The following is a 20404-nucleotide window of genomic DNA, read 5'->3' as shown; positions in this document are numbered from 1 at the left end:
AAAGCATAAACACGGCTGAAGGAAGGAGGAACAACATGAGTGAACGCAATGCCCGTAAAGTATTAATCGGCAAAGTGGTAAGCGACAAAATGGATAAAACAATCGTAGTTGCTATTGAAACATATAAAAAACACGATTTGTACCATAAACGCATTAAAGTTACGAAAAAATTTAAAGCGCACGATGAAGACAACCAAGCTAAAATTGGTGACATCGTGAAAATCATGGAAACTCGTCCGCTTTCAAAAGACAAACGCTTCAGACTAGTTGAAATTGTCGAAGTAGCTATCGTTATCTAATGAGCGTATGCAGTATCTAAGGATTTTTTCCGGAAGGAGGACGTTGAAATGATTCAACCATTTTCGCGCTTAGCTGTCGCTGACAACTCTGGCGCTAAACAATTGATGTGTATCCGTGTACTAGGCGGAACGGGACGTCGCGTTGGACACATCGGCGATTTGATCGTTTGCTCAGTAAAACAAGCAACACCAGGCGGCGTTGTCAAAAAGGGTGACGTTGTTAAAGCGGTTATCGTTCGTACAAAACGTTCGGTTCGTCGTAAAGACGGTTCGTACATTGCATTTGATGAAAATGCTGCTGTAATCGTAAAAGAAGATAAGAGCCCTCGTGGCACACGTATCTTTGGACCTGTTGCTCGTGAGCTTCGCGATAAAGATTTCATGAAAATCGTATCGCTAGCACCAGAAGTTATCTAAGAACCAATAAGAGCTTGATAGCACAAGCTTGCAGGAGGTGTAACTCATGCCAAGGCTGAAAAAAGTACTTGAGTCCCATAACAATAAATTGCACGTGAAAAAAGACGATACGGTTATCGTTATTACCGGTAAAGATAAAGGTAAAAAAGGCCGTGTCATCGCTGCGTATCCGCGTGAAAACCGCGTACTCGTAGAAGGTGTAAACAATGTTAAGAAACATACTCGTCCATCCCAAGCTAATCCACAGGGCGGTATTATCGAACAAGAAGCACCAATTCACGTATCAAACGTTATGCATATCGATCCGAAAAGCGGTAAAGTAACACGTATCGGATACAAGGTGCTAGACAACGGCAAGAAAGTCCGGATCGCGAAACGTTCCGGCGAAGTAATCGACTAATTGTTACTGTAGGAAGGAGGTCCATGATCAATGGCAGCAAGATTGAAAGGTCGTTTTCTAAACGAAATTACTCCTGCTCTAATGCAGAAGTTCAACTATACGTCTGTTATGCAAGTGCCGAAAATTGAGAAGGTAGTTATCAACATGGGGGTAGGCGAAGCGGTTTCCAATTCGAAAATCCTTGATGTAGCTGTTGAAGAACTACGTATCATTTCCGGTCAAAAACCAGTCGTTACTCGTGCGAAGAAGTCAATTGCAGGCTTCAAACTTCGTGAGAACATGCCTATCGGGGTTAAAGTTACATTGCGCGGTGAGCGCATGTACCATTTCCTAGACAAGTTGTTCAACATTTCACTTCCACGTGTACGTGACTTCCGTGGCGTATCAAACAAAGCTTTTGACGGTCGCGGTAACTATACGCTTGGCTTGAAAGAGCAATTGATATTCCCTGAGATCGAGTACGACAAGGTTGATAAAGTGCGCGGTATGGACATCGTCATCGTCACGACGGCAAAAACGGACGAAGAATCTCGTGAACTGCTAACCCAAATGGGCATGCCGTTTACGAAGTAATCCACTTTTAGGAGGTGTAATACCCAGTGGCAAAAACTTCGATGAAAGTGAAGCAACAACGCACACCGAAATTTAAAGTGCGTGCGTATACGCGCTGTGAGCGTTGCGGCCGTCCGCATTCTGTTTTGCAAAAGTTTAAAGTTTGTCGGATTTGTTTCCGCGAACTAGCACATAAGGGCCAGATTCCTGGCGTTAAAAAAGCAAGCTGGTAATAAGCCTAGTTCGGGAAGGAGGTTAACACAATGGTTATGTCTGATCCGGTTGCAGATATGTTGACGCGCATTCGTAATGCGAATGTCGTTCGTCATGAAAAAGTTGAAATGCCAGCTTCGAAAATGAAGAAGCAAATCGCTGAAATCTTGAAGCGCGAGGGTTTTATCCGCGACGCTGAATATATCGAAGACAACAAACAAGGGATTATCCGTATTTTCCTGAAATACGGCCCTAACCAAGAGCGTGTAATTACAGGTTTGAAACGTATTTCAAAACCAGGATTGCGCGTTTACACACAATCAACTGAAATCCCTCGCGTACTCGGAGGACTTGGAATTGCTATCATTTCCACTTCCAAAGGTATTATGACGGATAAAGAAGCTCGTCAAGTTAAATCTGGCGGCGAAGTAGTTTGCTACGTTTGGTAAGTAACAAGTCACAAAGATAGGAGGTGTAACAATGTCCCGTATTGGTCGCAAACCAATCCAAGTGCCTAATGGCGTAAGCATTAACTTGGACAACACAGTTATTACTGTTAAAGGACCGAAAGGTACGCTTTCCCGCGAAGTTCACAAAGAAATGATTGTGAACGTTACGGAAACAGAAATCGTAATCGAACGTCCTTCTGATAATAAATTGCATCGTTCCCTGCACGGAACAACTCGCAGCATCATCAATAACATGGTGAGCGGAGTTACTGAAGGCTTCTCCAAAAACTTGGAGCTAGTAGGCGTAGGTTACCGTGCTAACAAAGCTGGGGATAAAATCGTTCTTAACGTAGGTTACTCTCACCCTGTGGAGATCACACCTGAGAACGGCATCGAGTTCGACGTTCCAGCGAACACTAAGATTACTGTTCGCGGTATCGATAAAGAGCTTGTAGGTGCTACTGCAGCAAAAATTCGTTCCGTACGTGAGCCTGAGCCGTATAAAGGTAAAGGTATCAAGTATGAAGGCGAACGCATCATCCGCAAAGAAGGTAAAGCTGGTAAGAAAAAATAAGCAAACGGTTCGTTTGCTTAAGATAGCGTCTTAAGGCATTAAGAAAGGAGTGAACTTTGTATGATTACGAAAAGCGACAAGAACAAGGCTCGTCTAAAAAGACACCTTCGTGTTCGTAAAAAAATTAACGGTACAGCTGCACGTCCGCGTCTATCTGTATTCCGTTCCTCCAAGCATATGTACGCACAATTGATCGACGATGTTTCAGGCGTAACAATCGTATCTGCATCCACACAGGATAAAGAATTGGTTGAAGCAATTGGCAACGGTGGCAACATCGATGCAGCAAGCAAGGTCGGAGAATTGATTGCGAAACGCGCTCAAGCGAAAGGGTTTACCCAAGTAGTATTTGATCGCGGCGGCTACTTGTACCACGGAAGAATTCAAGCGCTAGCTACAGCAGCTCGCGAAGCTGGCCTAGAATTCTAATCGACTTTATATATAAGGAGGTTAAACGACTTGCGTGTAGATCCAAATACATTAGAACTGACTGAAAAAGTTGTAAATATCAATCGCGTATCCAAAGTTGTAAAAGGCGGACGCCGTTTCAGCTTTAGTGCACTTGTAGTAGTTGGCGACGGTAACGGCTACGTAGGCGCAGGGATCGGTAAAGCAGGCGAAGTACCTGACGCGATTCGCAAAGGTATCGAAGATGCTAAGAAAAACCTGATCCATGTACCAATCGTTGGAACAACAATTCCTCACCTAGTCCTCGGTCATTTTGGCGCAGGAGAAGTTCTTCTGAAGCCAGCATCCGAAGGTACTGGTGTTATCGCCGGCGGCCCGGTTCGTGCAGTACTCGAACTAGCTGGCGTTGGCGACATTTTAACGAAATCGCTCGGTTCTTCGAACTCCATGAATATGGTTAACGCAACGCTTGAAGGTCTTTCCCGTTTGAAACGTGTGGAAGATGTTGCAAAGCTACGTGGAAAAACAGTCGAAGAACTGTTACGATAAGGAGGGAATTACGATGGCTAAATTGCAAATCACCCTCGTTCGCAGTTTGATCGGTCGCAATGAAAAGCAACGCGCTACAGTTGAATCTTTTGGTCTTAAAAAGATTCGTCAAGCAGTTGTTTTGAATGATAGCCCAGCTATCCGCGGCATGGTCAACACTGTAAGCCACTTGGTTAAAGTCGAAGAAGTATAAGAATATATGGATTTAAAGAAATAAATAAGGAGGTGCACGAACGATGAAATTGCATGAGCTAGCACCAGCACCGGGATCGACCCAAGCGCCAAAGCGCAAAGGCCGCGGTATCGGTTCCGGTAACGGTAAAACAGCCGGTAAAGGTCATAAAGGCCAAAACGCTCGTTCCGGTGGCGGTACACGTCCTGGATTCGAGGGTGGACAAAACCCTTTGTATCGTCGAGTGCCGAAACGTGGATTCAACAACGTCTTCCGTAAAGAGTACGCGATCGTCAACATTGAAGAGCTTAACAGCTTTGCAGCAGGTACTGAAGTCACTCCAGAAGTTCTCATCGAGCAAGGTATCATTAAAAACCCGCTCGCTGGAATCAAGATTTTGGGTAATGGTGAAATTAGCGTTCAACTTACTGTAAAAGCAAGCAAGTTCTCTCAATCTGCGGTAGAGAAAATCCAGGCTGCCGGCGGTAAAACCGAGGTGATCTAATTGTTCAAGACCGTGTCCAACATTTGGAAAGTGGCGGATCTTCGTACAAGGATCCTCTTCACCCTTTTCATCCTACTTGTGTACCGTATCGGTGCTTTTATACCGGTACCTGGTGTAAACAAAGATGTGTTTAAGCAAGTTGACGCAGCAGGTGCAGACTTGTTCGGCTTGCTTAACACGTTTTCCGGCGGGGCATTGTTCCAATTCTCCATCTTCGCAATTGGTATCACACCATATATCACTGCTTCGATTATCGTACAGTTGTTATCCATGGATGTTATTCCTAAATTTGCGGAATGGGCAAAGGAAGGCGAGAACGGTAAACGTAAACTCGCTCAAATTACCCGTTACGGAACGATTGTCCTTGGTTTGATCCAAGGTTTTGCAACGGCAATCGGATTTAACCGTTCATACAGTTATGAGATGATTGTTGGTGCATCGTTCGTTGATTACTTGCTAATTGCTATTATCTTGACTGCAGGTACTGCATTCTTGATGTGGCTTGGTGAGCAAATCACGGAAAAAGGAATCGGAAATGGTATTTCCATTCTGATCTTTGCAGCAATAGCAGCTGGCATTCCTGGACATATTCGTACGATCTATCAAGATCAATTCGTTGGTGCGGAAGATCAACTGTTCCTTAACATCATTAAAATGGTCCTAATTGTAATTGCGATTATCGCAATTATTGTTGGTGTCATATTCGTACAACAAGGTATTCGTAAGATTCCAGTTCAATACGCTAAACGCGTTGTTGGACGCAAAATGTACGGTGGACAATCCACGCACATTCCGATGAAAGTAAACGGTGCAGGCGTTATTCCGGTTATTTTCGCGGTATCGCTCGTGATGTTCCCAAGAACGATTGCTCAGTTCTGGTCTACTCAGGGTTGGGCGGACTGGATCATTAAAAATATGGACATCACTATGCCGCTTGGTATGGTATTGTACGTATTGCTAATTATCGGGTTTACGTTCTTCTATACATTCGTTCAAATCAATCCAGTACAAATGGCTGATCAGATGAAGAAAAATGGTGGATACATTCCTGGTATTCGTCCAGGAAAGCCAACCTCGTCTTACCTAACACGCGTTATGTCGCGGATTACGTTGTCGGGTGCGATCTTCCTTGCTCTTATCTCTGTTCTTCCTGTGTTCTTCGGAGCAATTGCTGGATTGCCGAAATCAGTACAGCTAGGCGGCACCTCACTCTTGATCGTTATCGGTGTTGCGCTTGATACGATGAAGCAAATCGAGAGCCAGTTGATCAAACGCCATTACAAAGGGTTTATCAATAAATAACAATAGGTTCTGACCGGGCTTTTCGCGTTCGTCAACTCGATGGGGCGATGGGCCCGCCCGAGCCTATTGTGCTTAAAGCGAGGAACTCAGCAATGAACATTTTATTCATGGGCCCTCCGGGTGCCGGTAAAGGTACACAAGCTGAACGGATCGTAGAAGAGTTCGGTATTCCCCACATTTCTACTGGCGATGCATTTCGTCTAGCTATGAAAGAAGGAACCGCACTTGGAATCAAAGCGAAGGAGTATGTCGATCAAGGCCTGCTCGTTCCCGATGAGATTACGAACGGTATTGTGAAGGAACGTCTAGAACTGGATGATTGCAAAAAAGGTTTCTTGCTCGACGGTTTCCCACGCACGCTGCAACAAGCCGAAGCGCTTGACAGCATGTTGACGGAACTTAATCGCAGCATCGACCACGTCGTGAATTTAAAGGTTGACCGCGGACTGCTGCTTGCTCGTCTTACGGGTAGACGCATCTGTAGAACTTGTGGTACGTCCTATCATGTAATCTTTAATCCATCTAAGGTCGAAGGTATCTGCGACAAAGACGGTGGAGAACTGTATCAACGTTCTGATGATACAGAGGAGAAAGTCGGAACTCGTTTGGATGAGTATTTATCCAAAACTTCGCTTCTTCTAGATTACTACAGCGCTAAAGATCTCCTGCGCGAAGTCGACGGCGAAAAGGACATTGATGTTGTAACATCCGATATCGTATCCTGCTTGCGAGGTTCATTGTAATGATTATATGCAAATCCGATTCGGAACTGCGATATATGAGAGAAGCTGGACGCATCGTTGCGGAAACGCACCGACTAATGAAAGAGGCTGTGAAACCAGGCATCACGACTCGTGAGCTTGACCAAATCGCTGATACTTACATTAGAAGTCAAAATGCGCTTCCATCCTTTAAAGGTTACAATGGTTTTCCTTCCAGCATTTGCGCTTCTGTAAATGACGAGCTGGTGCACGGCTTCCCTGGGTCACGCAAGTTAAACGAAGGCGATATTATTAGTATCGATATCGGTGCGCAGTACGAAGGCTATCATGGTGACTCGGCTTGGACCTATGCGGTTGGAGAAGTAACACCTGAAGTTCAAAGACTGCTTGACGTTACGGAAGCTTCGCTTTTTGCGGGACTTCAGCAAGTTAAACCTGATACTCGTTTATATACAATATCCCACGCTATTCAAAAGGTAATTGAAGATGCAGGATTCTCCGTTGTACGGGAATACGTAGGGCACGGAATCGGCGCGGACCTCCATGAGGAACCACAAATACCGAACTACGGAATGCCAGATCGCGGACCTCGTCTGAAAACTGGAATGGTGCTTGCAATCGAACCAATGGTTAATATCGGTGAACGATATGTCCGTACGCTCGAAGACAATTGGACAGTTGTAACGGAAGACGGTTCATGGTGTGCTCATTTTGAGCATACAGTCGCCGTAACAGAGGACGGCTTTGAAATATTGACCATTTTGCCGCAGCAACCGGAGGCATAAGTGATGGATGCTCGTCCCCAGATTGGTCAGTTCGTCAAAGTACTTCGCGGTAAAGATGAAGAGCGCTTTGCAGTTATTCTAGCAATTGTTGATGAACGTTTTGTCATGATTGCGGATGGCAACAAGCGTCGATTTGATCAACCGAAGAAAAAGAACGTTCTACATCTCGAGTTACAGCCTGTTATTAGTCAAGAGGTTTCAAGCAGCATGCTTGAGACAGGCAGGGTTACCAATGCAAAGTTACGTTATGTTATTGAGAAGTATGCACTTGTGAAAGGAGAATGACGATTGGCTAAGGAAGACATCATTGAGGTCGAAGGTACGGTTATTGAGCCGTTGCCGAATGCCACGTTCAAGGTGGAGCTGGAGAACGGTCATCAAATTCTCGCACACGTTTCCGGTAAGCTCAGAATGCATTTTATCCGTATTCTGACAGGAGACAAGGTGGTTATACAGTTATCGCCTTATGATTTATCAAAAGGGCGCATCACCTATCGGAAGTAGGACCTATAGCGGCCTGCTTACGAAAGATTCGGGAGGTAATCACAATGAAGGTTAGACCTTCGGTAAAGCCGATTTGCGAGAAGTGCAAAGTCATTCGTCGCAAAGGCAACGTAATGGTGATTTGTGAAAATCCGAAACACAAACAAAAACAAGGATAGAAGGAGGGGAATATAGCCTATGGCACGTATAGCTGGTGTAGACTTGCCGCGTGACAAACGCGTCGAAATCGCCCTGACGTACATTTTCGGTATCGGCAAAACAACGTCGCATAAACTTTTGAATACTGCTGAAGTTAGTTACGACACTCGTGTTCGTGATTTGACTGAAGATGAATTGGCTCGCTTGCGCGAAGCAATTGATAAATCTGTTAAAGTAGAAGGCGACTTGCGTCGTGAAATCTCACTTAACATTAAGCGTCTGACTGAAATCGGATGCTACCGTGGTCTTCGTCACCGTCGTGGCTTGCCTGTTCGCGGTCAACGTACGAAAACGAATGCCCGTACACGTAAAGGTCCTCGTCGGACTGTAGCTAACAAGAAGAAATAAGAAGGGAGGATAATGGACAATGGCTAAACCAAAAAAAGTCGTTCGTACGAAACGTCGCGACCGGAAAAATATTGAGACTGGCGTTGCGCACATTCGCTCGACATTCAACAATACGATCGTTACGATCACGGATCCTCACGGAAATGCTATTTCATGGGCGAGCTCAGGTAACATGGGATTCAGAGGATCCCGTAAGAGCACACCTTTCGCAGCTCAAATGGCTGCTGAAACAGCTGCTAAAGCAGCGATGGAGCATGGCATGAGAACCGTTGAAGTGATGGTTAAAGGACCAGGCGCTGGCCGTGAAGCTGCGATTCGTTCGCTTCAAGCTGCTGGATTGGAAGTTAACCTCATTAAAGACGTAACACCAGTTCCTCATAACGGATGCCGTCCTCCGAAACGTCGTCGCGTATAGTTGGATCCGCTGTGGTATCAAATGGCAACAACTTGTGAATAATGGTTGTGAAGGTTTGGCATACTACAAGGTTTGACTTGTAATAACGGTAAGTAACGGAGCGACGTTTGAAGGAGGGTACTATTAGTGATTGAGATCGAAAAGCCGAAAATCGAAACCGTAGAACTAAATGACGAAGGAACTTACGGACGTTTCGTCGTCGAGCCGCTGGAACGCGGATACGGCACGACCCTTGGAAATTCGCTTCGCCGAATTTTGTTGTCGTCGTTGCCGGGTGCAGCAGTAACCTCGGTTCAAATCGACGGAGTGCTTCACGAGTTTTCTACGGTTCCCGGAGTGATTGAGGATGTTACCGAAATCATTCTGAACCTGAAAGGCCTCTCGTTGAAAATCCACTCCGATGAAGAAAAGGTTTTGGAAATCGATGCGGATGGCGAAGGGAATATTACAGCAGGCGACATTCGAGCTGACAGCGATGTCGAGATTTTAAGCCCTGATCTTCACATCGCAACCTTGGCCTCAGGCGCGCGACTCCATATGCGGGTTTTTGCTAATCGGGGTCGTGGTTACGTGCAAGCGGACCGCAACAAGAAGGACGAACAGCCAATTGGGGTAATACCCGTTGATTCGATATACACGCCAATTACTCGTGTCAATTATAGCGTGGAAAATACTCGCGTTGGTCAAGTAACTAACTACGACAAGCTTACACTTGAAGTATGGACTGATGGCAGTATTAGACCGGAAGAGGCTGTAAGCCTTGGCGCTAAAATCTTGACCGAGCATTTGGACTTGTTCGTTGGATTGACCGATGAAGCCAAAGATGCGGAAATTATGGTTGAGAAGGAAGAAGACAAGAAAGAAAAAGTTCTAGAGATGACGATTGAGGAACTTGATCTTTCTGTCCGTTCTTACAACTGCTTGAAACGCGCTGGCATCAACACCGTTCAAGAGCTTATCACGAAATCCGAAGAGGACATGATGAAGGTTCGTAACTTGGGCCGTAAATCACTTGAGGAAGTTCAAGAGAAGCTTGAAGAGCTCGGTTTGGGCCTTCGCATGGAAGAGTAGTATTCAACTAGTGTCGACAAAAGAGCAAGGGAGGGGAAAACAAGATGGCATATCAAAAATTAGGACGTGACGCAAGTGCACGGAAAGCATTGTTCCGTGACCTCGTTACTGACTTGTTCCTTTATGAGCGTATTCAAACGACTGAAGCTAAGGCGAAAGAAGTTCGTTCTATCGCTGAGAAGTTGATCACTAAAGCTAAGAAAGGTGATCTTCATGCTCGTCGTCAAGTAGCAGCTTATGTTCGTCGTGAAACAGTTGATGGTGAGCAAGATGCAATCCAAAAACTATTCTCAGAACTAGCTGGTCGTTACTCGGAGCGTGCAGGTGGTTACACACGTATTCTAAAACTAGGACCCCGTCGCGGCGATGCTGCGCCTATGGTTTACCTGGAATTGGTTGACCGTGCGTAGTTAACCCTACAAACGAGATTATTATAAGCTTGTCCACAGAGTTAAACCTTGTTCAAGCTTATACTTAGGAAAAGGGTGGACCCTTGCGGCCACCTTTTTTTATTTGCTAAATTGGGTTGTTATTCATCATTGAGGCTCACCAGGAGCGATAGATGAGCTTGTGCGGCGCCTCTTAGGTAATGGGAGTGTGAAGCAACCCGATCTCCTTTTACGAGGAGATTTAGGGAGTTGGGAGTCCCTTAAGTTAAGGGGGGAAACGGTTGAGAAATATTTGTGTAAAAGTCAGCTATGACGGGGCCGGGTTCAACGGATTTCAAACGCAGCCATACGGCAGAACGGTTCAGGGTGAAATAGAGAAGGCCATAAAGAAGCTAACGGGCGAGACGACTATTATTATTGGTTCGGGACGTACAGACGCGGGAGTGCATGCACAGGGTCAGGTGTTCAATTTCTATACGGATTCTACGATTCCGACAGAGAGATGGGCGATCGCGCTTAATACGCGATTACCGAAGGACATCGTCATTATTGAAGCATTCGATGTGCCGGAACATTTTCATGCTAGAAGATCTGCTAAGCGCAAGACGTATCGCTATACGATTGATACGGGGAAGTTTCCGGACGTTTTTGGCAGGCAGTATCGATTTCATCATCCGACTCCGCTTGATGTGGATGCGATGCGAGAAGGATTGCTTTGTCTAGTAGGCGAGCATGACTTTACTTCCTTCACATCCATTCATTCAACTAAGCCTCATCATATTCGAACGATCTACGAAGCAGACTTTGTAAAGGAAGGCCCGATCGTACATATGTACGTGACAGGCAATGGTTTTCTATACAATATGGTTCGGGTCATTATGGGAACATTACTATGGGTCGGTGAAGGAAAATTGGCTTCATCTGAGATAAAAGGCATTCTTGAAGGTCGAAATCGATCGCTTGCAGGGCCTACGGCTATGCCGCATGGATTGACGCTTATAGATGTTGAATATTCCAGTTAAAAACAGGGATAATTCACTATAAATCACTTGCACTTACTTATATTTTATAGTAGAATATAACTTGTGCTTTCGAAGTGGCTAACCCACAGCCCCGACTGAGATTGTCACAAACTTGGCGAATTAAAATGAACTAACAAACCAACGATTACGTTGTTATAAAAATGATTAATGTATGAAATTAAGGAGGATCATCCATGCGTACCACTTATATGGCTAAGTCAAATGAAGTTGAGCGTAAATGGTTCGTCGTTGATGCAGAAGGCAAAACACTAGGCCGTTTGGCTAGTGAAGTTGCTGCTCTAATTCGCGGCAAGCACAAACCCACTTTTACGCCACATGTTGATACAGGCGATTTCGTCGTAGTTATCAATGCTGAGAAAATCCATTTGACAGGTAAGAAATTTACCGACAAAATGTACTACCGTCACTCGATGTATTCTGGTGGTTTGAAAGTAACTCCAGCTAACGAGATGATCAAAAACAAACCTGAGCGCGTTATTGAATTCGCAGTTCACGGTATGTTGCCTAAGAACCGTCTTGGCGACAAAATGAAGCTTAAACTTAAAGTATACGCAGGTGCGGAACATCCACATCAAGCACAAAACCCTGAAGTTTACGAACTTCGCGGGTAATAAAGAGGAGGACAAGTTTCATGGCTCAAGTGCAATACTATGGAACCGGTCGTCGTAAACACTCTGTTGCACGTGTACGTCTTGTGCCGGGTGAAGGACGAATCATTATTAACAAACGCGACCTTAACGAATATTTCGGTCTAGAAACGCTTAAATTGATCGTAAAACAACCGCTTAACCTTACTGATACATTGTCGAAATACGATGTACTTGTAATTGCTAACGGCGGCGGTATGTCCGGTCAAGCTGGCGCTATCCGTCACGGTATTTCACGCGCTCTGCTTAAAGCAGATCCTGAATTCCGTCCTGCTTTGAAACGTGCTGGCTTCCTAACACGTGATCCACGTATGAAAGAGCGTAAAAAATACGGTCTTAAAGCTGCACGTCGCGCTCCACAATTCTCGAAACGTTAATATTACGTTACAAAATGCCTTCTCTGTTTGCAGAGGAGGCATTTTTTTGTGTTTACATAAACTAAAAAACTTTATTTCAGTTTGGGTAAAACTTTTCTTGATCAATGACCAAGTACGACGTATAATTATAATACAGATCAATTTACTTGGAATTAAAAATGGAGGCCATCATAATGAACCTTTTTGAAAAAGAAGCGCTTATTGCACAAAAAGCGGTTGAACTGGAAAACGCGACACCGGAAGAAGTAATCGCATTTGCAGTAGAAACATTTCCTAACATAACTTTTGCATGCAGTTTTGGGGCAGAAGATGTTGTGCTAGTCGATATGCTTCAGAAAATTAGCCCGACAACTGATATTTTCTATTTGGATACAGACTATCACTTTAAAGAAACGTATGAAACGAAGGCTCGCATGGAAGAACGCTACCCTGGGATTCCTTTCGTAAAGGTAAGTCCTGAAATAACACCAGAGGAGCAAGCTGCTCAATTCGGTGAAGAGCTTTGGAAATCGGATGCCAATGCTTGCTGTAATATTCGTAAAGTACAACCGCTGACAAATATTTTGACAAAGTATGAAGCTTGGATTACAGGTATTCGCCGTGACCAGGCACCAACACGAGCTAATTCCAAAAAAGTGGAGTACGACACGAAGTTTGGTTTAGTAAAATTTAATCCTATTGCACATTGGACGACTGAGGATGTATGGAACTATATTCGTGAGAATGATGTTATTTATAACCCGTTGCATGACCAAAACTATCCGAGTATCGGCTGTGAGCAATGTACTCGTAAAGTAATGCCGGGTGAAGATCCTCGTGCTGGTCGTTGGTCTGGTCAAGAGAAAACAGAGTGCGGATTGCACAAATAGGAGGCTGCTAGCATTATGAGTCAAATTTTACCGCACGGCGGCGTGCTGATTAACCGTGTCGCTACCGGCGAACAACGTGATGCATTACTGACAGAAGCAAAGAGCTTGAAATCCATCTCAATAAACGCTTGGACGATTTCTGATCTTGATCTAATAGGTGTGGGAGCATTCTCCCCGCTAACAGGATTTATGAATGAGTCGGATTACCAATCCGTCGTTCAAAATATGCGTTTGGCTAATGGGACGGTATGGAGCATTCCGATTACACTAGCTGTTGAGGAAGAAAAGGCTTCGCAATTTGCTGTAGGTGAACGTGCAGCTCTTGTTGGAGAAGATGGTATTATCTATGCGGTTATTTCAATTGACAGCATTTATTCTGTTGATCATAAGATTGAAGCTGTTAATGTATTCAAAACCGATGACGTGGAGCACCCGGGTGTTCAGAAGCTGTTTGAACGCTCTTCCATTCAGTTCGGCGGAGAAATTATAGTATTGAACCGTCCTCAGCCTGAGAAATTTCAAGACTTCTATTTTGATCCATCTGAAACTCGTCGTATCTTTGCAGAAAACGGCTGGAAAACCATTGTTGGCTTCCAAACTCGCAATCCTGTTCATCGCGCACATGAGTATATTCAAAAAACGGCAATGGAAATTGTAGATGCTTTGTTCCTCAATCCTCTTGTTGGCGAAACCAAATCCGATGATGTTCCTGCCAACGTTCGGATGAAGAGTTATCTGGCTTTGCTTGAAAACTACTATCCGAAGGATCGCGTGTTTCTTGGTGTATTCCCTGCCGCTATGCGTTATGCGGGACCTCGTGAAGCGATTTTCCATGCACTTGTTCGCAAAAACTACGGCTGCTCGCATTTCATCGTGGGCCGTGATCACGCTGGCGTAGGCGATTATTATGGCACCTATGAGGCACAGGATCTGCTAAAAACGATTCCTGTAGAGGATCTAGGCATTACACCGCTATACTTCGAGCATAGCTTCTTCTGTAAGGTTTGCGGCAACATGGCGACTTCCAAAACATGTCCACATGATAAGGAGAACCATTTGACGTTGTCTGGTACAAAAGTTCGTGCCTTGCTGCGTGACGGCGTTTGCCCGCCTCCTGAGTTTTCTCGTCCTGAGGTTGCTAAAATCTTGATTGAAGGCATGTCCGAACAGCCCGTAGGCTAGTTCGTAAAGCTTTAATAGAGGTTTGTCTCATAAACAACCATCTCGTCCCATATAAATGAATGAGAGCATATGGCTTAAAGATCAAATAGCCATTTGAACTGCTTATTCATTTGATGGAAGACGGGGTGGTTTTTTTATGCGGCGAATTAGCAAGCATATTGTCATTTGGATGACGTATAAAGGAGCAATTCGAATTGGAATTGGTCTAATGGTTATTACGCTAACCGGTATTTTATTAACACAGTCCATGCCCACCAAGCGAGCTTGGTCCTATTGGTCGACACCGCTCTCGGGGAAGACAATCGCGATTGATGCTGGTCATGGGGGAGTGGATGGAGGGGCAGTCAGTAAGCAGGGTATTATTGAAAAGGATTTGAACTTGGCAATCGCTCTATATTTGAGAGATTATTTACAGCAGGCTGGTGCTGTCGTCGTTATGACTAGAGAAGGGGATTATGACCTTGCGACAGGCGACGCCAGAGCATACAGCAAGCGCAAGACAGAGGATCTCAAGAAGCGTGTAGCTGTTATTGAAGCAAGCAATCCATCTGCGCTTATCAGTATACATATGAATAGTATTCCTTCAGCCAAGTGGTCAGGCGCACAAACCTTTTATCATCCATCGACTCACGCAGATAATCTTATGTTAGCAACTTTTATTCAGGACGAAATCAAACGTAACTTAGAGAATACAACCCGTGTCGCTGCTACTGTTACGAATGTATATTTGTTGAAGGAAATTGAGAATATTCCTACTGCACTCGTTGAGGTAGGCTTTCTATCGAATGAAGGGGAATCGAAGCGACTTGCAGATACGGAATACCAACGACAGGTTGCCGCATCCATTTATGAGGGTATTTTGCGCTTTAGCTCAGGGGAAAAATTAAGCGGCGGTGTCCTTCAGGAAATGAATGTAGAGTAGGCGCAACTTTGAATGCGTACAGTTGAATGGGAGCATTTGAATAGTGGCACCATGCTGACTGTGTTATAATAACTATTAAATAATCGTAATTACATAAAGGTGGGACATATATAATGCTAACAAGAGAACAAGTAATCGAGGTCGTCGATTCTGTGACGACAGCACATAAAGCGGAAGGAATCACCATCCGCGATGTTATGGTTCGGGACCGCCAAGTTTCTATGACGGTCCTTGGTGCTGGCGCGGCTGCGCAGCCCGCGCTTGAAGCCTCGCTTCGCGAGGCGCTGACGCGCATAGGCGCCGAAACCGTGCATTGCCGGTTTCGTACCGAGGGCGCGCCATCCGCAGGCGAGGCTTCGCCTACGCCAGCGGCAGCTGCAGCACCGGCTGCGGCTAGCGCCGGTGCCGGTAAAGCTGGCGGCCCCGCACCCGTGCAAGGCCACGGGGCCGGGCTCGCAAACCCGCTGCTGGATCCTAGCAGCGGCGTGCAGTTCATCGCCGTCGCGAGCGGCAAGGGCGGCGTCGGCAAATCGACAGTGACCGTCAATCTTGCGGTCGCGTTAGCCCGCAGAGGCAAGCGCGTCGGCATTATCGACGCTGATATTTACGGCTTTAGTGTGCCTGACATGATGGGCATTGAAGAGCGCCCTGACGTTGTGAATGAACGAGTAATCCCAATTGAGAAATTCGGTGTAAAAGTCATGTCGATGGGCTTCTTCGTTGAAGATAACAGTCCGATCGTATGGCGCGGCCCTATGCTCGGCAAAATGCTTCGCAACTTTTTCCAAGAGATTGAATGGGGCGAGCTGGACTACCTATTGCTTGATCTGCCGCCAGGCACGGGGGATGTAGCGCTTGATGTGCATCAAATCATTCCTCAGAGCAAAGAAATCATCGTAACAACGCCTCATGCAACTGCAGCTTTCGTAGCAGCAAGAGCAGGGGCAATGGCGATCAAAACAGAACATGAGATTATTGGTATCGTTGAAAATATGTCCTATTACGTGTCTACCTCTACGGGAGAGAAGGAATATGTATTCGGACGCGGAGGCGGCGCTCGCCTTGCAGAAAACTTGCATGCTGATTTGCTGGCCCAAATTCCGCTTGGCGCGCCGGACAACCTGCCGACAGATCCCGATTTTGCACCTTCTGTATACAGTGAGGATTCCGAGACAGGCAAGCTTTACTTAGAGCTGGCAGACAGTGTTCTTAGCAAATGCGAAGGCTAACTAAAGAACAATATTGATTTATATAATAAATCTTTAATGACTAATTAAAGCAACACAACAAAAGCCCGAACGAATTGTCGGTTGAAGCAGTGAAGCTGCCTCTGTAGACGAATCTGTTCGGGCTTTCATGTTAATTAAAGTAAATACTACGCAGCTCTCTTTAAAAGTGAATTATTGCCCGCTTGAGCTGTCTTCTTCAGATGATTTATCCTCCTCGGAGGATTTATCTTGCTCATCCGATGATTTATCGTCTTTCTTTTTATCGACTTTCTCATCTGGCTTTGGTTTCAGTTCTTCCTGTACCGCTGTTTTCATGAGATCAAGCACTTCTAAACGGAATAATGGATTTTGCATAGACTCCTGCATAAGCGACATGACCTCTTTGCGGTATTGCGAGCTTTGAAGCACCTCAAGGATCATTTTATCCATCTCTGGTGTTTTCATTACTTTAACCATTTCTGCTTGATAACTAGGGTCTTTGATGAGCTCTTTATGGATTTCTTTGTTTTGTTTATTAACAGCCTTAGCGAATTCACCAGCGAAGCGAGTGTCGGACATAAGCTTCTTAATGACCTTATCGTATTCTGGAGAGATCAATACATCCTTAACAGCTAAGCGAACCTCTTCTTGGTCCTGAATGGATAGGAGCTTAGAGGATTGTGCGTTATACCCGGATAGGCTTTGTGAAGACTCTTGAAGCGCCTTCTGAGCGTCCTCCGTTTTCAAAATATCAATGACCATCGACTTGAGGTCTTTGTAGCTCGCTTGTTGATTGCTGCCGCCACCTGAGGACTCTGAGCCACAGCCTGTCATGACAAGCACTAAAGCTGCAGCAACCATAATTAAAGCCCATTTCTTACGCATTCTTGGCTTGCTCCCTTCTATGTCAGTACTCATCTAGTCATGGGAAATGAACCGCTCATTTTTTGAGAATGATGACTCATGAGCTTATTATGCACATTGTTCACCGTATTATCATGGAGAGTTATTAGCTTTTTGTTACGAACATGGTAAGATAAAGAATATTACTATCGGGAGGATATCAAGCGTGAATTTAAAAAAGTTCTTCTTCTTATTTTGGAGTTGCATGGCCGTGGGAGCACTTACATGTGTGGTTAATGGAGCGATCATGTCATGGGTGGACCCAGAATTCGGTTTCTTGGGATTAGAGGCAGTCGGTTTTAACGCGCTTATGATGGCGATGGTTGGTTTGATGATTGGAGCTTTTAGTCAAATGGGCTTCTTTGCATATCTGACTTTGAATTACATTGCCTTAAGTGTATTTAGAAAAAAATATTTGTGGAACGCCCTGCAAGGCTACACAACTATTTTTGTTGTACTCGGTTTTGGATATCTGCTTTATGAAAAGAGCATTAACAATTGGTTATTCTGGTTGTTACCGCTGCTGTTGCTCGTTTTCTCAGGTTTAATTACTTGGCTAAAAGTAAAACAAACAAACAAAACAGCTTTCGTATCTACGATGTTCCTAATGTTTGTTATTACATTCATTGAGTCATGGCCTGCTCTGAAAGGTGACACAAACGTACCTGCAATCGTATTTATGATGGTTCCGCTCTTTGTTTGCAATGCATACCAAATTATGATGATGCACCGTATAGTAAAAAAAGAAACAACCGACTCGTCAGCAATCGCTGCAAAGCCGGTTGTATAAATGAATTAATACTCCAAATCGGCGGCATGCAGCTGCGGGAAGGTAGATGTTGCCTTATCCTGCACGGCTTTGCCGTCGATTTCCGTTTGAGTGATAAGATCGGTTACTGTAACGAAATCATAGCCTTTAGCCCGCAGCTGGTCGATGACGACTGGAAGTGCCTCATGCGTCTGCTTGACTGAGTCGCTCGCATGGAACAAAATAATATCTCCAGGATGAGCTCTTGTTACGACGCGGTTAATAATTTTTTCTGTACCGATGTTCATCCAATCAAGAGAATCAGTATCCCACTGAATAACCTTATACTGAAGATCCTCTGCGATCCGCAGCACTCTTTTATCAAAATCTCCGTTAGGCAGTCGAATTAAATTAGGTTGTTTTCCTGTGATATCAGATAAGATGGTATGAGCCGTTGTAATTTGTTTGCGAATTTCTTCGTCACTCAGCTTGCTGTAGTTATCATGCTTATGTCCGTGACTTCCAATTTCATAGCCTGCATCTTGAATTTTCTTAACAATTTCAGGATGTGATTGGCTCCAAGGCGAAGATAAGAAGAAAGTGGCCTGTTTCACATTCTTTTCTTTTAGTACATTAAGGATAGGTTCTGTTCTTTTATCACCCCAGCTAATATCGAATGTTAGAGCGACGACATTCTTATTCGTTGGCACACTGTAGATCGCAGCCGGCTGCTGTGGGGAGAAAACGGTGATGTTGTCGCGTTCAGCGTAAATAATACCAATTGAAAAAACAATTCCAACAGCAATTAAAAAATACCTTTTCAGCTTACGACCGTTCAATACATAAAAAACGTTCATGGGAAGGGCGCTCCTCTCTAAATGAAAACGGGTTTTGGCGACAGCCATTTACTCTTGTAGTACAATCTATGCTCGTACAACGAAGATATTCGTCCAAGCTGACAACTTACTAATAAAGGAGGAGATATGATGTTTAAATGGAGAGCCATTGGGGATCATTTTAAACAAATGAATGGTTATATTATTTTTGGATTTATATTATTTTTTGCGGGTATGGTAATTGGAGGTACAAACCCTGCTTTCAAACAATTTCTTGTAGGGCAAATGGAAGCGCTGAAGGGACTTACTTCTATTATTGATGATTCCAAAAATCCAACCTTGACCATGATCATCGTTATTTTCATGAATAATGCGATAAAATCGATACTCGTTATTTACATAGGCGCGTTCTTTGGGTTAATGCCTATATTCTTCTTGGTTGTGAACGGTATGCTTATTGGATTCCTGCTTACTTATGTCGGAGAGGCACAAGGCGGGGCCTATGTAGCAGAATTGATCTTTAAAGGGCTTCTGCCGCACGGGATACTTGAGATCCCTGCAATCGTCATCGCTTGCGCTTATGGCATGCGGTTTGGCTTACTTACAACGAAAGGTTTATTCTCTGCCCTATTTGCAAGATCAAAGCTTAATGAGATCGGTTATGAAATCAAACACTTTATAATTAGGAGCGTTCCGGTGATGGTCATTATAACCGTGACATTGCTGATTGCGTCTGTAATTGAAAGCACAATTACAGGTTGGCTGCTTTCGATGTAATAAAATTTCCAATATTTGAGCATAACAGTAAAGCAGTGTCGTAACGCATTTGCGTGAGACGTTGCTTTTTTGTTCGTTTTAAAACGATCTAGTTGCGCTTTACATAAAAAGGAGGTCGCTCACTGTTATGCTCGGAATACTATTCAATGATAAAGAATGCAAAGAACTCGACTACGTCCTTCGCAAAGAACTGGATGAAATGCTGCTTGATCTGAGTGACTCTAGATTAGATGGAGATATCAAGGAAGCCATCACAAGAAGATACAAAACCATCTTCCGCATGTACGCCCGAATTGCCTCTCCGAAAGAGCTGTCCCGGTATACACTTAACGCTCGTTCTTACCGTTGAAAACTTTTTTAAAAAAACTTTTAAAAAGGGGTTGCATTTATTTGGGCCCCTGTGATATATTATTTAAGTCGCCACTGAGACACACGGCGCACACGAGAAAAACAAGCAACAAAGATTGCTCTTTGAAAACTGAACAACGAGTAACAAACTGCCTCGCAAATCCTTCGGGATGAGCGAAAAAAGCGATAAAAGTTTTTGAGCAAGTCAAACACCAATTTGGAGAGTTTGATCCTGGCTCAGGACGAACGCTGGCGGCGTGCCTAATACATGC

General features: G+C 44.5%; 33 protein-coding genes. 31 read left to right on the top strand and 2 right to left on the bottom strand.

The annotated features are described in order from the left end of the window. The first annotated feature begins 35 nt into the window (after positions 1–35). The 28 genes from rpsQ (at position 36) to AC0YOD_RS28050 (ending at position 16541) form a co-directional block, all read left to right on the top strand. Entirely contained in the window at positions 36–299 is a 264-nt protein-coding gene (rpsQ, locus tag AC0YOD_RS28185; RefSeq protein WP_475802660.1) for a 30S ribosomal protein S17, read from the top strand. A gap of 48 nt (positions 300–347) precedes the next feature. Next, positions 348–716, top strand: a complete 369-nt coding sequence (gene rplN / locus AC0YOD_RS28180) for a 50S ribosomal protein L14 (RefSeq protein WP_054025318.1) — start codon at positions 348–350, stop codon at positions 714–716. A 46-nt stretch (positions 717–762) separates the two neighbouring features. Continuing rightward, positions 763–1116 (top strand): 50S ribosomal protein L24, encoded by a 354-nt coding sequence (rplX, locus tag AC0YOD_RS28175; RefSeq protein WP_475802659.1) that lies wholly within the window; start codon positions 763–765, stop codon positions 1114–1116. Between the two features lie 30 nt (positions 1117–1146). Continuing rightward, positions 1147–1689, top strand: coding sequence for a 50S ribosomal protein L5 (gene rplE / locus AC0YOD_RS28170; protein WP_053373908.1), 543 nt, complete (start codon positions 1147–1149; stop codon positions 1687–1689). A 26-nt stretch (positions 1690–1715) separates the two neighbouring features. Next, the gene (locus AC0YOD_RS28165) at positions 1716–1901 is read left to right on the top strand and encodes a type Z 30S ribosomal protein S14 (protein ID WP_054025317.1); all 186 of its coding nucleotides are present in this window, start codon (positions 1716–1718) and stop codon (positions 1899–1901) included. 30 nt (positions 1902–1931) lie between these two features. Next, on the top strand, positions 1932–2330 hold the full coding sequence (rpsH, locus tag AC0YOD_RS28160; RefSeq protein WP_475802658.1) for a 30S ribosomal protein S8: 399 nt from the start codon (positions 1932–1934) through the stop codon (positions 2328–2330). Between the two features lie 31 nt (positions 2331–2361). Continuing rightward, positions 2362–2904 carry a 50S ribosomal protein L6 gene (gene rplF / locus AC0YOD_RS28155; RefSeq protein WP_475802657.1) on the top strand — a complete coding sequence of 181 codons (543 nt, stop codon included), beginning with the start codon at positions 2362–2364 and terminating at the stop codon, positions 2902–2904. Positions 2905–2964: 60 nt separating this feature from the next. After that, positions 2965–3333, top strand: coding sequence for a 50S ribosomal protein L18 (gene rplR, locus AC0YOD_RS28150; protein ID WP_475802656.1), 369 nt, complete (start codon positions 2965–2967; stop codon positions 3331–3333). 30 nt (positions 3334–3363) lie between these two features. Beyond that, positions 3364–3861, top strand: coding sequence for a 30S ribosomal protein S5 (gene rpsE / locus AC0YOD_RS28145; RefSeq protein WP_102715321.1), 498 nt, complete (start codon positions 3364–3366; stop codon positions 3859–3861). 13 nt (positions 3862–3874) lie between these two features. Then, positions 3875–4054 carry a 50S ribosomal protein L30 gene (gene rpmD / locus AC0YOD_RS28140; protein ID WP_056635953.1) on the top strand — a complete coding sequence of 60 codons (180 nt, stop codon included), beginning with the start codon at positions 3875–3877 and terminating at the stop codon, positions 4052–4054. A 43-nt stretch (positions 4055–4097) separates the two neighbouring features. Next, on the top strand, positions 4098–4538 hold the full coding sequence (gene rplO / locus AC0YOD_RS28135) for a 50S ribosomal protein L15 (RefSeq protein ID WP_475802655.1): 441 nt from the start codon (positions 4098–4100) through the stop codon (positions 4536–4538). Continuing rightward, a complete protein-coding gene (secY, locus tag AC0YOD_RS28130; RefSeq protein ID WP_475802654.1) occupies positions 4539–5840 on the top strand; it encodes a preprotein translocase subunit SecY in 1302 nt (433 codons plus the stop codon). A gap of 92 nt (positions 5841–5932) precedes the next feature. Then, positions 5933–6583, top strand: coding sequence for an adenylate kinase (locus AC0YOD_RS28125; protein ID WP_475802653.1), 651 nt, complete (start codon positions 5933–5935; stop codon positions 6581–6583). Continuing rightward, positions 6583–7347, top strand: coding sequence for a type I methionyl aminopeptidase (gene map / locus AC0YOD_RS28120; protein ID WP_475802652.1), 765 nt, complete (start codon positions 6583–6585; stop codon positions 7345–7347). Before AC0YOD_RS28125 ends, map begins: the two co-directional genes overlap by 1 nt. A 3-nt stretch (positions 7348–7350) precedes the next feature. Beyond that, complete coding sequence (locus AC0YOD_RS28115) at positions 7351–7632, top strand: hypothetical protein (protein WP_475802651.1); 282 nt, start codon at positions 7351–7353, stop codon at positions 7630–7632. A 3-nt stretch (positions 7633–7635) separates the two neighbouring features. Further along, positions 7636–7851 carry a translation initiation factor IF-1 gene (infA, locus tag AC0YOD_RS28110; RefSeq protein ID WP_053373919.1) on the top strand — a complete coding sequence of 72 codons (216 nt, stop codon included), beginning with the start codon at positions 7636–7638 and terminating at the stop codon, positions 7849–7851. A gap of 44 nt (positions 7852–7895) precedes the next feature. Beyond that, entirely contained in the window at positions 7896–8009 is a 114-nt protein-coding gene (gene rpmJ, locus AC0YOD_RS28105) for a 50S ribosomal protein L36 (RefSeq protein ID WP_003333770.1), read from the top strand. Positions 8010–8028: 19 nt separating this feature from the next. Then, positions 8029–8397, top strand: a complete 369-nt coding sequence (gene rpsM, locus AC0YOD_RS28100) for a 30S ribosomal protein S13 (protein ID WP_475802650.1) — start codon at positions 8029–8031, stop codon at positions 8395–8397. A 19-nt stretch (positions 8398–8416) separates the two neighbouring features. Next, positions 8417–8812 carry a 30S ribosomal protein S11 gene (rpsK, locus tag AC0YOD_RS28095; protein WP_054025307.1) on the top strand — a complete coding sequence of 132 codons (396 nt, stop codon included), beginning with the start codon at positions 8417–8419 and terminating at the stop codon, positions 8810–8812. A 126-nt stretch (positions 8813–8938) separates the two neighbouring features. Beyond that, positions 8939–9883: a DNA-directed RNA polymerase subunit alpha gene (locus tag AC0YOD_RS28090; protein WP_053373922.1), complete on the top strand. Its 945-nt coding sequence runs from the start codon at positions 8939–8941 to the stop codon at positions 9881–9883. Positions 9884–9927: 44 nt separating this feature from the next. Continuing rightward, the gene (rplQ, locus tag AC0YOD_RS28085) at positions 9928–10293 is read left to right on the top strand and encodes a 50S ribosomal protein L17 (protein WP_475802649.1); all 366 of its coding nucleotides are present in this window, start codon (positions 9928–9930) and stop codon (positions 10291–10293) included. Positions 10294–10553: 260 nt separating this feature from the next. After that, positions 10554–11294 carry a tRNA pseudouridine(38-40) synthase TruA gene (gene truA / locus AC0YOD_RS28080; protein WP_475802648.1) on the top strand — a complete coding sequence of 247 codons (741 nt, stop codon included), beginning with the start codon at positions 10554–10556 and terminating at the stop codon, positions 11292–11294. A gap of 194 nt (positions 11295–11488) precedes the next feature. Beyond that, positions 11489–11926 carry a 50S ribosomal protein L13 gene (gene rplM / locus AC0YOD_RS28075; RefSeq protein ID WP_235240409.1) on the top strand — a complete coding sequence of 146 codons (438 nt, stop codon included), beginning with the start codon at positions 11489–11491 and terminating at the stop codon, positions 11924–11926. A gap of 20 nt (positions 11927–11946) precedes the next feature. Beyond that, positions 11947–12339 (top strand): 30S ribosomal protein S9, encoded by a 393-nt coding sequence (gene rpsI, locus AC0YOD_RS28070; protein ID WP_056635921.1) that lies wholly within the window; start codon positions 11947–11949, stop codon positions 12337–12339. A 173-nt stretch (positions 12340–12512) separates the two neighbouring features. Further along, positions 12513–13208, top strand: coding sequence for a phosphoadenylyl-sulfate reductase (locus tag AC0YOD_RS28065; RefSeq protein ID WP_475802647.1), 696 nt, complete (start codon positions 12513–12515; stop codon positions 13206–13208). Positions 13209–13223: 15 nt separating this feature from the next. Beyond that, positions 13224–14390: a sulfate adenylyltransferase gene (gene sat / locus AC0YOD_RS28060; RefSeq protein ID WP_475802646.1), complete on the top strand. Its 1167-nt coding sequence runs from the start codon at positions 13224–13226 to the stop codon at positions 14388–14390. 136 nt (positions 14391–14526) lie between these two features. Continuing rightward, positions 14527–15312 carry an N-acetylmuramoyl-L-alanine amidase CwlD gene (cwlD, locus tag AC0YOD_RS28055; RefSeq protein ID WP_475802645.1) on the top strand — a complete coding sequence of 262 codons (786 nt, stop codon included), beginning with the start codon at positions 14527–14529 and terminating at the stop codon, positions 15310–15312. Between the two features lie 113 nt (positions 15313–15425). Beyond that, positions 15426–16541: an Mrp/NBP35 family ATP-binding protein gene (locus tag AC0YOD_RS28050; RefSeq protein ID WP_475802644.1), complete on the top strand. Its 1116-nt coding sequence runs from the start codon at positions 15426–15428 to the stop codon at positions 16539–16541. Positions 16542–16712: 171 nt separating this feature from the next. On the opposite strand, the gene gerD is transcribed toward AC0YOD_RS28050, so the two are convergent. Beyond that, positions 16713–17405: a spore germination lipoprotein GerD gene (gene gerD, locus AC0YOD_RS28045; protein ID WP_475802643.1), complete on the bottom strand. Its 693-nt coding sequence runs from the start codon at positions 17403–17405 to the stop codon at positions 16713–16715. Positions 17406–17589: 184 nt separating this feature from the next. On the opposite strand from gerD, the gene AC0YOD_RS28040 reads away from it, so the two are divergent. Then, positions 17590–18213, top strand: a complete 624-nt coding sequence (locus AC0YOD_RS28040) for a KinB-signaling pathway activation protein (RefSeq protein WP_475802642.1) — start codon at positions 17590–17592, stop codon at positions 18211–18213. Between the two features lie 5 nt (positions 18214–18218). Here the strand turns inward: AC0YOD_RS28040 and pdaB are convergent, their stop codons facing one another. Next, positions 18219–19028, bottom strand: a complete 810-nt coding sequence (gene pdaB, locus AC0YOD_RS28035) for a polysaccharide deacetylase family sporulation protein PdaB (protein ID WP_475802641.1) — start codon at positions 19026–19028, stop codon at positions 18219–18221. Positions 19029–19157: 129 nt separating this feature from the next. Between pdaB and AC0YOD_RS28030 the strand changes: the two genes are divergently transcribed. Then, positions 19158–19784 (top strand): stage II sporulation protein M, encoded by a 627-nt coding sequence (locus tag AC0YOD_RS28030; RefSeq protein ID WP_475802640.1) that lies wholly within the window; start codon positions 19158–19160, stop codon positions 19782–19784. A gap of 127 nt (positions 19785–19911) precedes the next feature. Then, on the top strand, positions 19912–20133 hold the full coding sequence (locus AC0YOD_RS28025; RefSeq protein ID WP_475802639.1) for a hypothetical protein: 222 nt from the start codon (positions 19912–19914) through the stop codon (positions 20131–20133). Positions 20134–20404: the final 271 nt, after the last annotated feature.

This window comes from Paenibacillus sp. J31P13, from assembly GCF_056269295.1.
The sequence above is the reverse complement of the archived record's forward strand: the minus strand, read 5'-3'. Positions and strand labels throughout refer to the sequence as shown.

What these genes read in the sequence shown, in the direction of transcription:
- rpsQ (WP_475802660.1), top strand. Translation starts at nt 36, where the DNA reads ATGAGTGAACGCAATGCCCGTAAAGTATTAATCGGCAAAGTGGTAAGC.
- rplN (WP_054025318.1), top strand. Translation starts at nt 348, where the DNA reads ATGATTCAACCATTTTCGCGCTTAGCTGTCGCTGACAACTCTGGCGCT.
- rplX (WP_475802659.1), top strand. Translation starts at nt 763, where the DNA reads ATGCCAAGGCTGAAAAAAGTACTTGAGTCCCATAACAATAAATTGCAC.
- rplE (WP_053373908.1), top strand. Translation starts at nt 1,147, where the DNA reads ATGGCAGCAAGATTGAAAGGTCGTTTTCTAAACGAAATTACTCCTGCT.
- rpsH (WP_475802658.1), top strand. Translation starts at nt 1,932, where the DNA reads ATGGTTATGTCTGATCCGGTTGCAGATATGTTGACGCGCATTCGTAAT.
- rplF (WP_475802657.1), top strand. Translation starts at nt 2,362, where the DNA reads ATGTCCCGTATTGGTCGCAAACCAATCCAAGTGCCTAATGGCGTAAGC.
- rplR (WP_475802656.1), top strand. Translation starts at nt 2,965, where the DNA reads ATGATTACGAAAAGCGACAAGAACAAGGCTCGTCTAAAAAGACACCTT.
- rpmD (WP_056635953.1), top strand. Translation starts at nt 3,875, where the DNA reads ATGGCTAAATTGCAAATCACCCTCGTTCGCAGTTTGATCGGTCGCAAT.
- rplO (WP_475802655.1), top strand. Translation starts at nt 4,098, where the DNA reads ATGAAATTGCATGAGCTAGCACCAGCACCGGGATCGACCCAAGCGCCA.
- AC0YOD_RS28125 (WP_475802653.1), top strand. Translation starts at nt 5,933, where the DNA reads ATGAACATTTTATTCATGGGCCCTCCGGGTGCCGGTAAAGGTACACAA.
- map (WP_475802652.1), top strand. Translation starts at nt 6,583, where the DNA reads ATGATTATATGCAAATCCGATTCGGAACTGCGATATATGAGAGAAGCT.
- AC0YOD_RS28115 (WP_475802651.1), top strand. Translation starts at nt 7,351, where the DNA reads ATGGATGCTCGTCCCCAGATTGGTCAGTTCGTCAAAGTACTTCGCGGT.
- rpmJ (WP_003333770.1), top strand. Translation starts at nt 7,896, where the DNA reads ATGAAGGTTAGACCTTCGGTAAAGCCGATTTGCGAGAAGTGCAAAGTC.
- rpsM (WP_475802650.1), top strand. Translation starts at nt 8,029, where the DNA reads ATGGCACGTATAGCTGGTGTAGACTTGCCGCGTGACAAACGCGTCGAA.
- rpsK (WP_054025307.1), top strand. Translation starts at nt 8,417, where the DNA reads ATGGCTAAACCAAAAAAAGTCGTTCGTACGAAACGTCGCGACCGGAAA.
- rplQ (WP_475802649.1), top strand. Translation starts at nt 9,928, where the DNA reads ATGGCATATCAAAAATTAGGACGTGACGCAAGTGCACGGAAAGCATTG.
- rplM (WP_235240409.1), top strand. Translation starts at nt 11,489, where the DNA reads ATGCGTACCACTTATATGGCTAAGTCAAATGAAGTTGAGCGTAAATGG.
- rpsI (WP_056635921.1), top strand. Translation starts at nt 11,947, where the DNA reads ATGGCTCAAGTGCAATACTATGGAACCGGTCGTCGTAAACACTCTGTT.
- AC0YOD_RS28065 (WP_475802647.1), top strand. Translation starts at nt 12,513, where the DNA reads ATGAACCTTTTTGAAAAAGAAGCGCTTATTGCACAAAAAGCGGTTGAA.
- sat (WP_475802646.1), top strand. Translation starts at nt 13,224, where the DNA reads ATGAGTCAAATTTTACCGCACGGCGGCGTGCTGATTAACCGTGTCGCT.
- cwlD (WP_475802645.1), top strand. Translation starts at nt 14,527, where the DNA reads ATGCGGCGAATTAGCAAGCATATTGTCATTTGGATGACGTATAAAGGA.
- AC0YOD_RS28050 (WP_475802644.1), top strand. Translation starts at nt 15,426, where the DNA reads ATGCTAACAAGAGAACAAGTAATCGAGGTCGTCGATTCTGTGACGACA.
- gerD (WP_475802643.1), bottom strand. Translation starts at nt 17,405, where the DNA reads ATGCGTAAGAAATGGGCTTTAATTATGGTTGCTGCAGCTTTAGTGCTT.
- pdaB (WP_475802641.1), bottom strand. Translation starts at nt 19,028, where the DNA reads ATGAACGTTTTTTATGTATTGAACGGTCGTAAGCTGAAAAGGTATTTT.
- AC0YOD_RS28030 (WP_475802640.1), top strand. Translation starts at nt 19,158, where the DNA reads ATGTTTAAATGGAGAGCCATTGGGGATCATTTTAAACAAATGAATGGT.
- AC0YOD_RS28025 (WP_475802639.1), top strand. Translation starts at nt 19,912, where the DNA reads ATGCTCGGAATACTATTCAATGATAAAGAATGCAAAGAACTCGACTAC.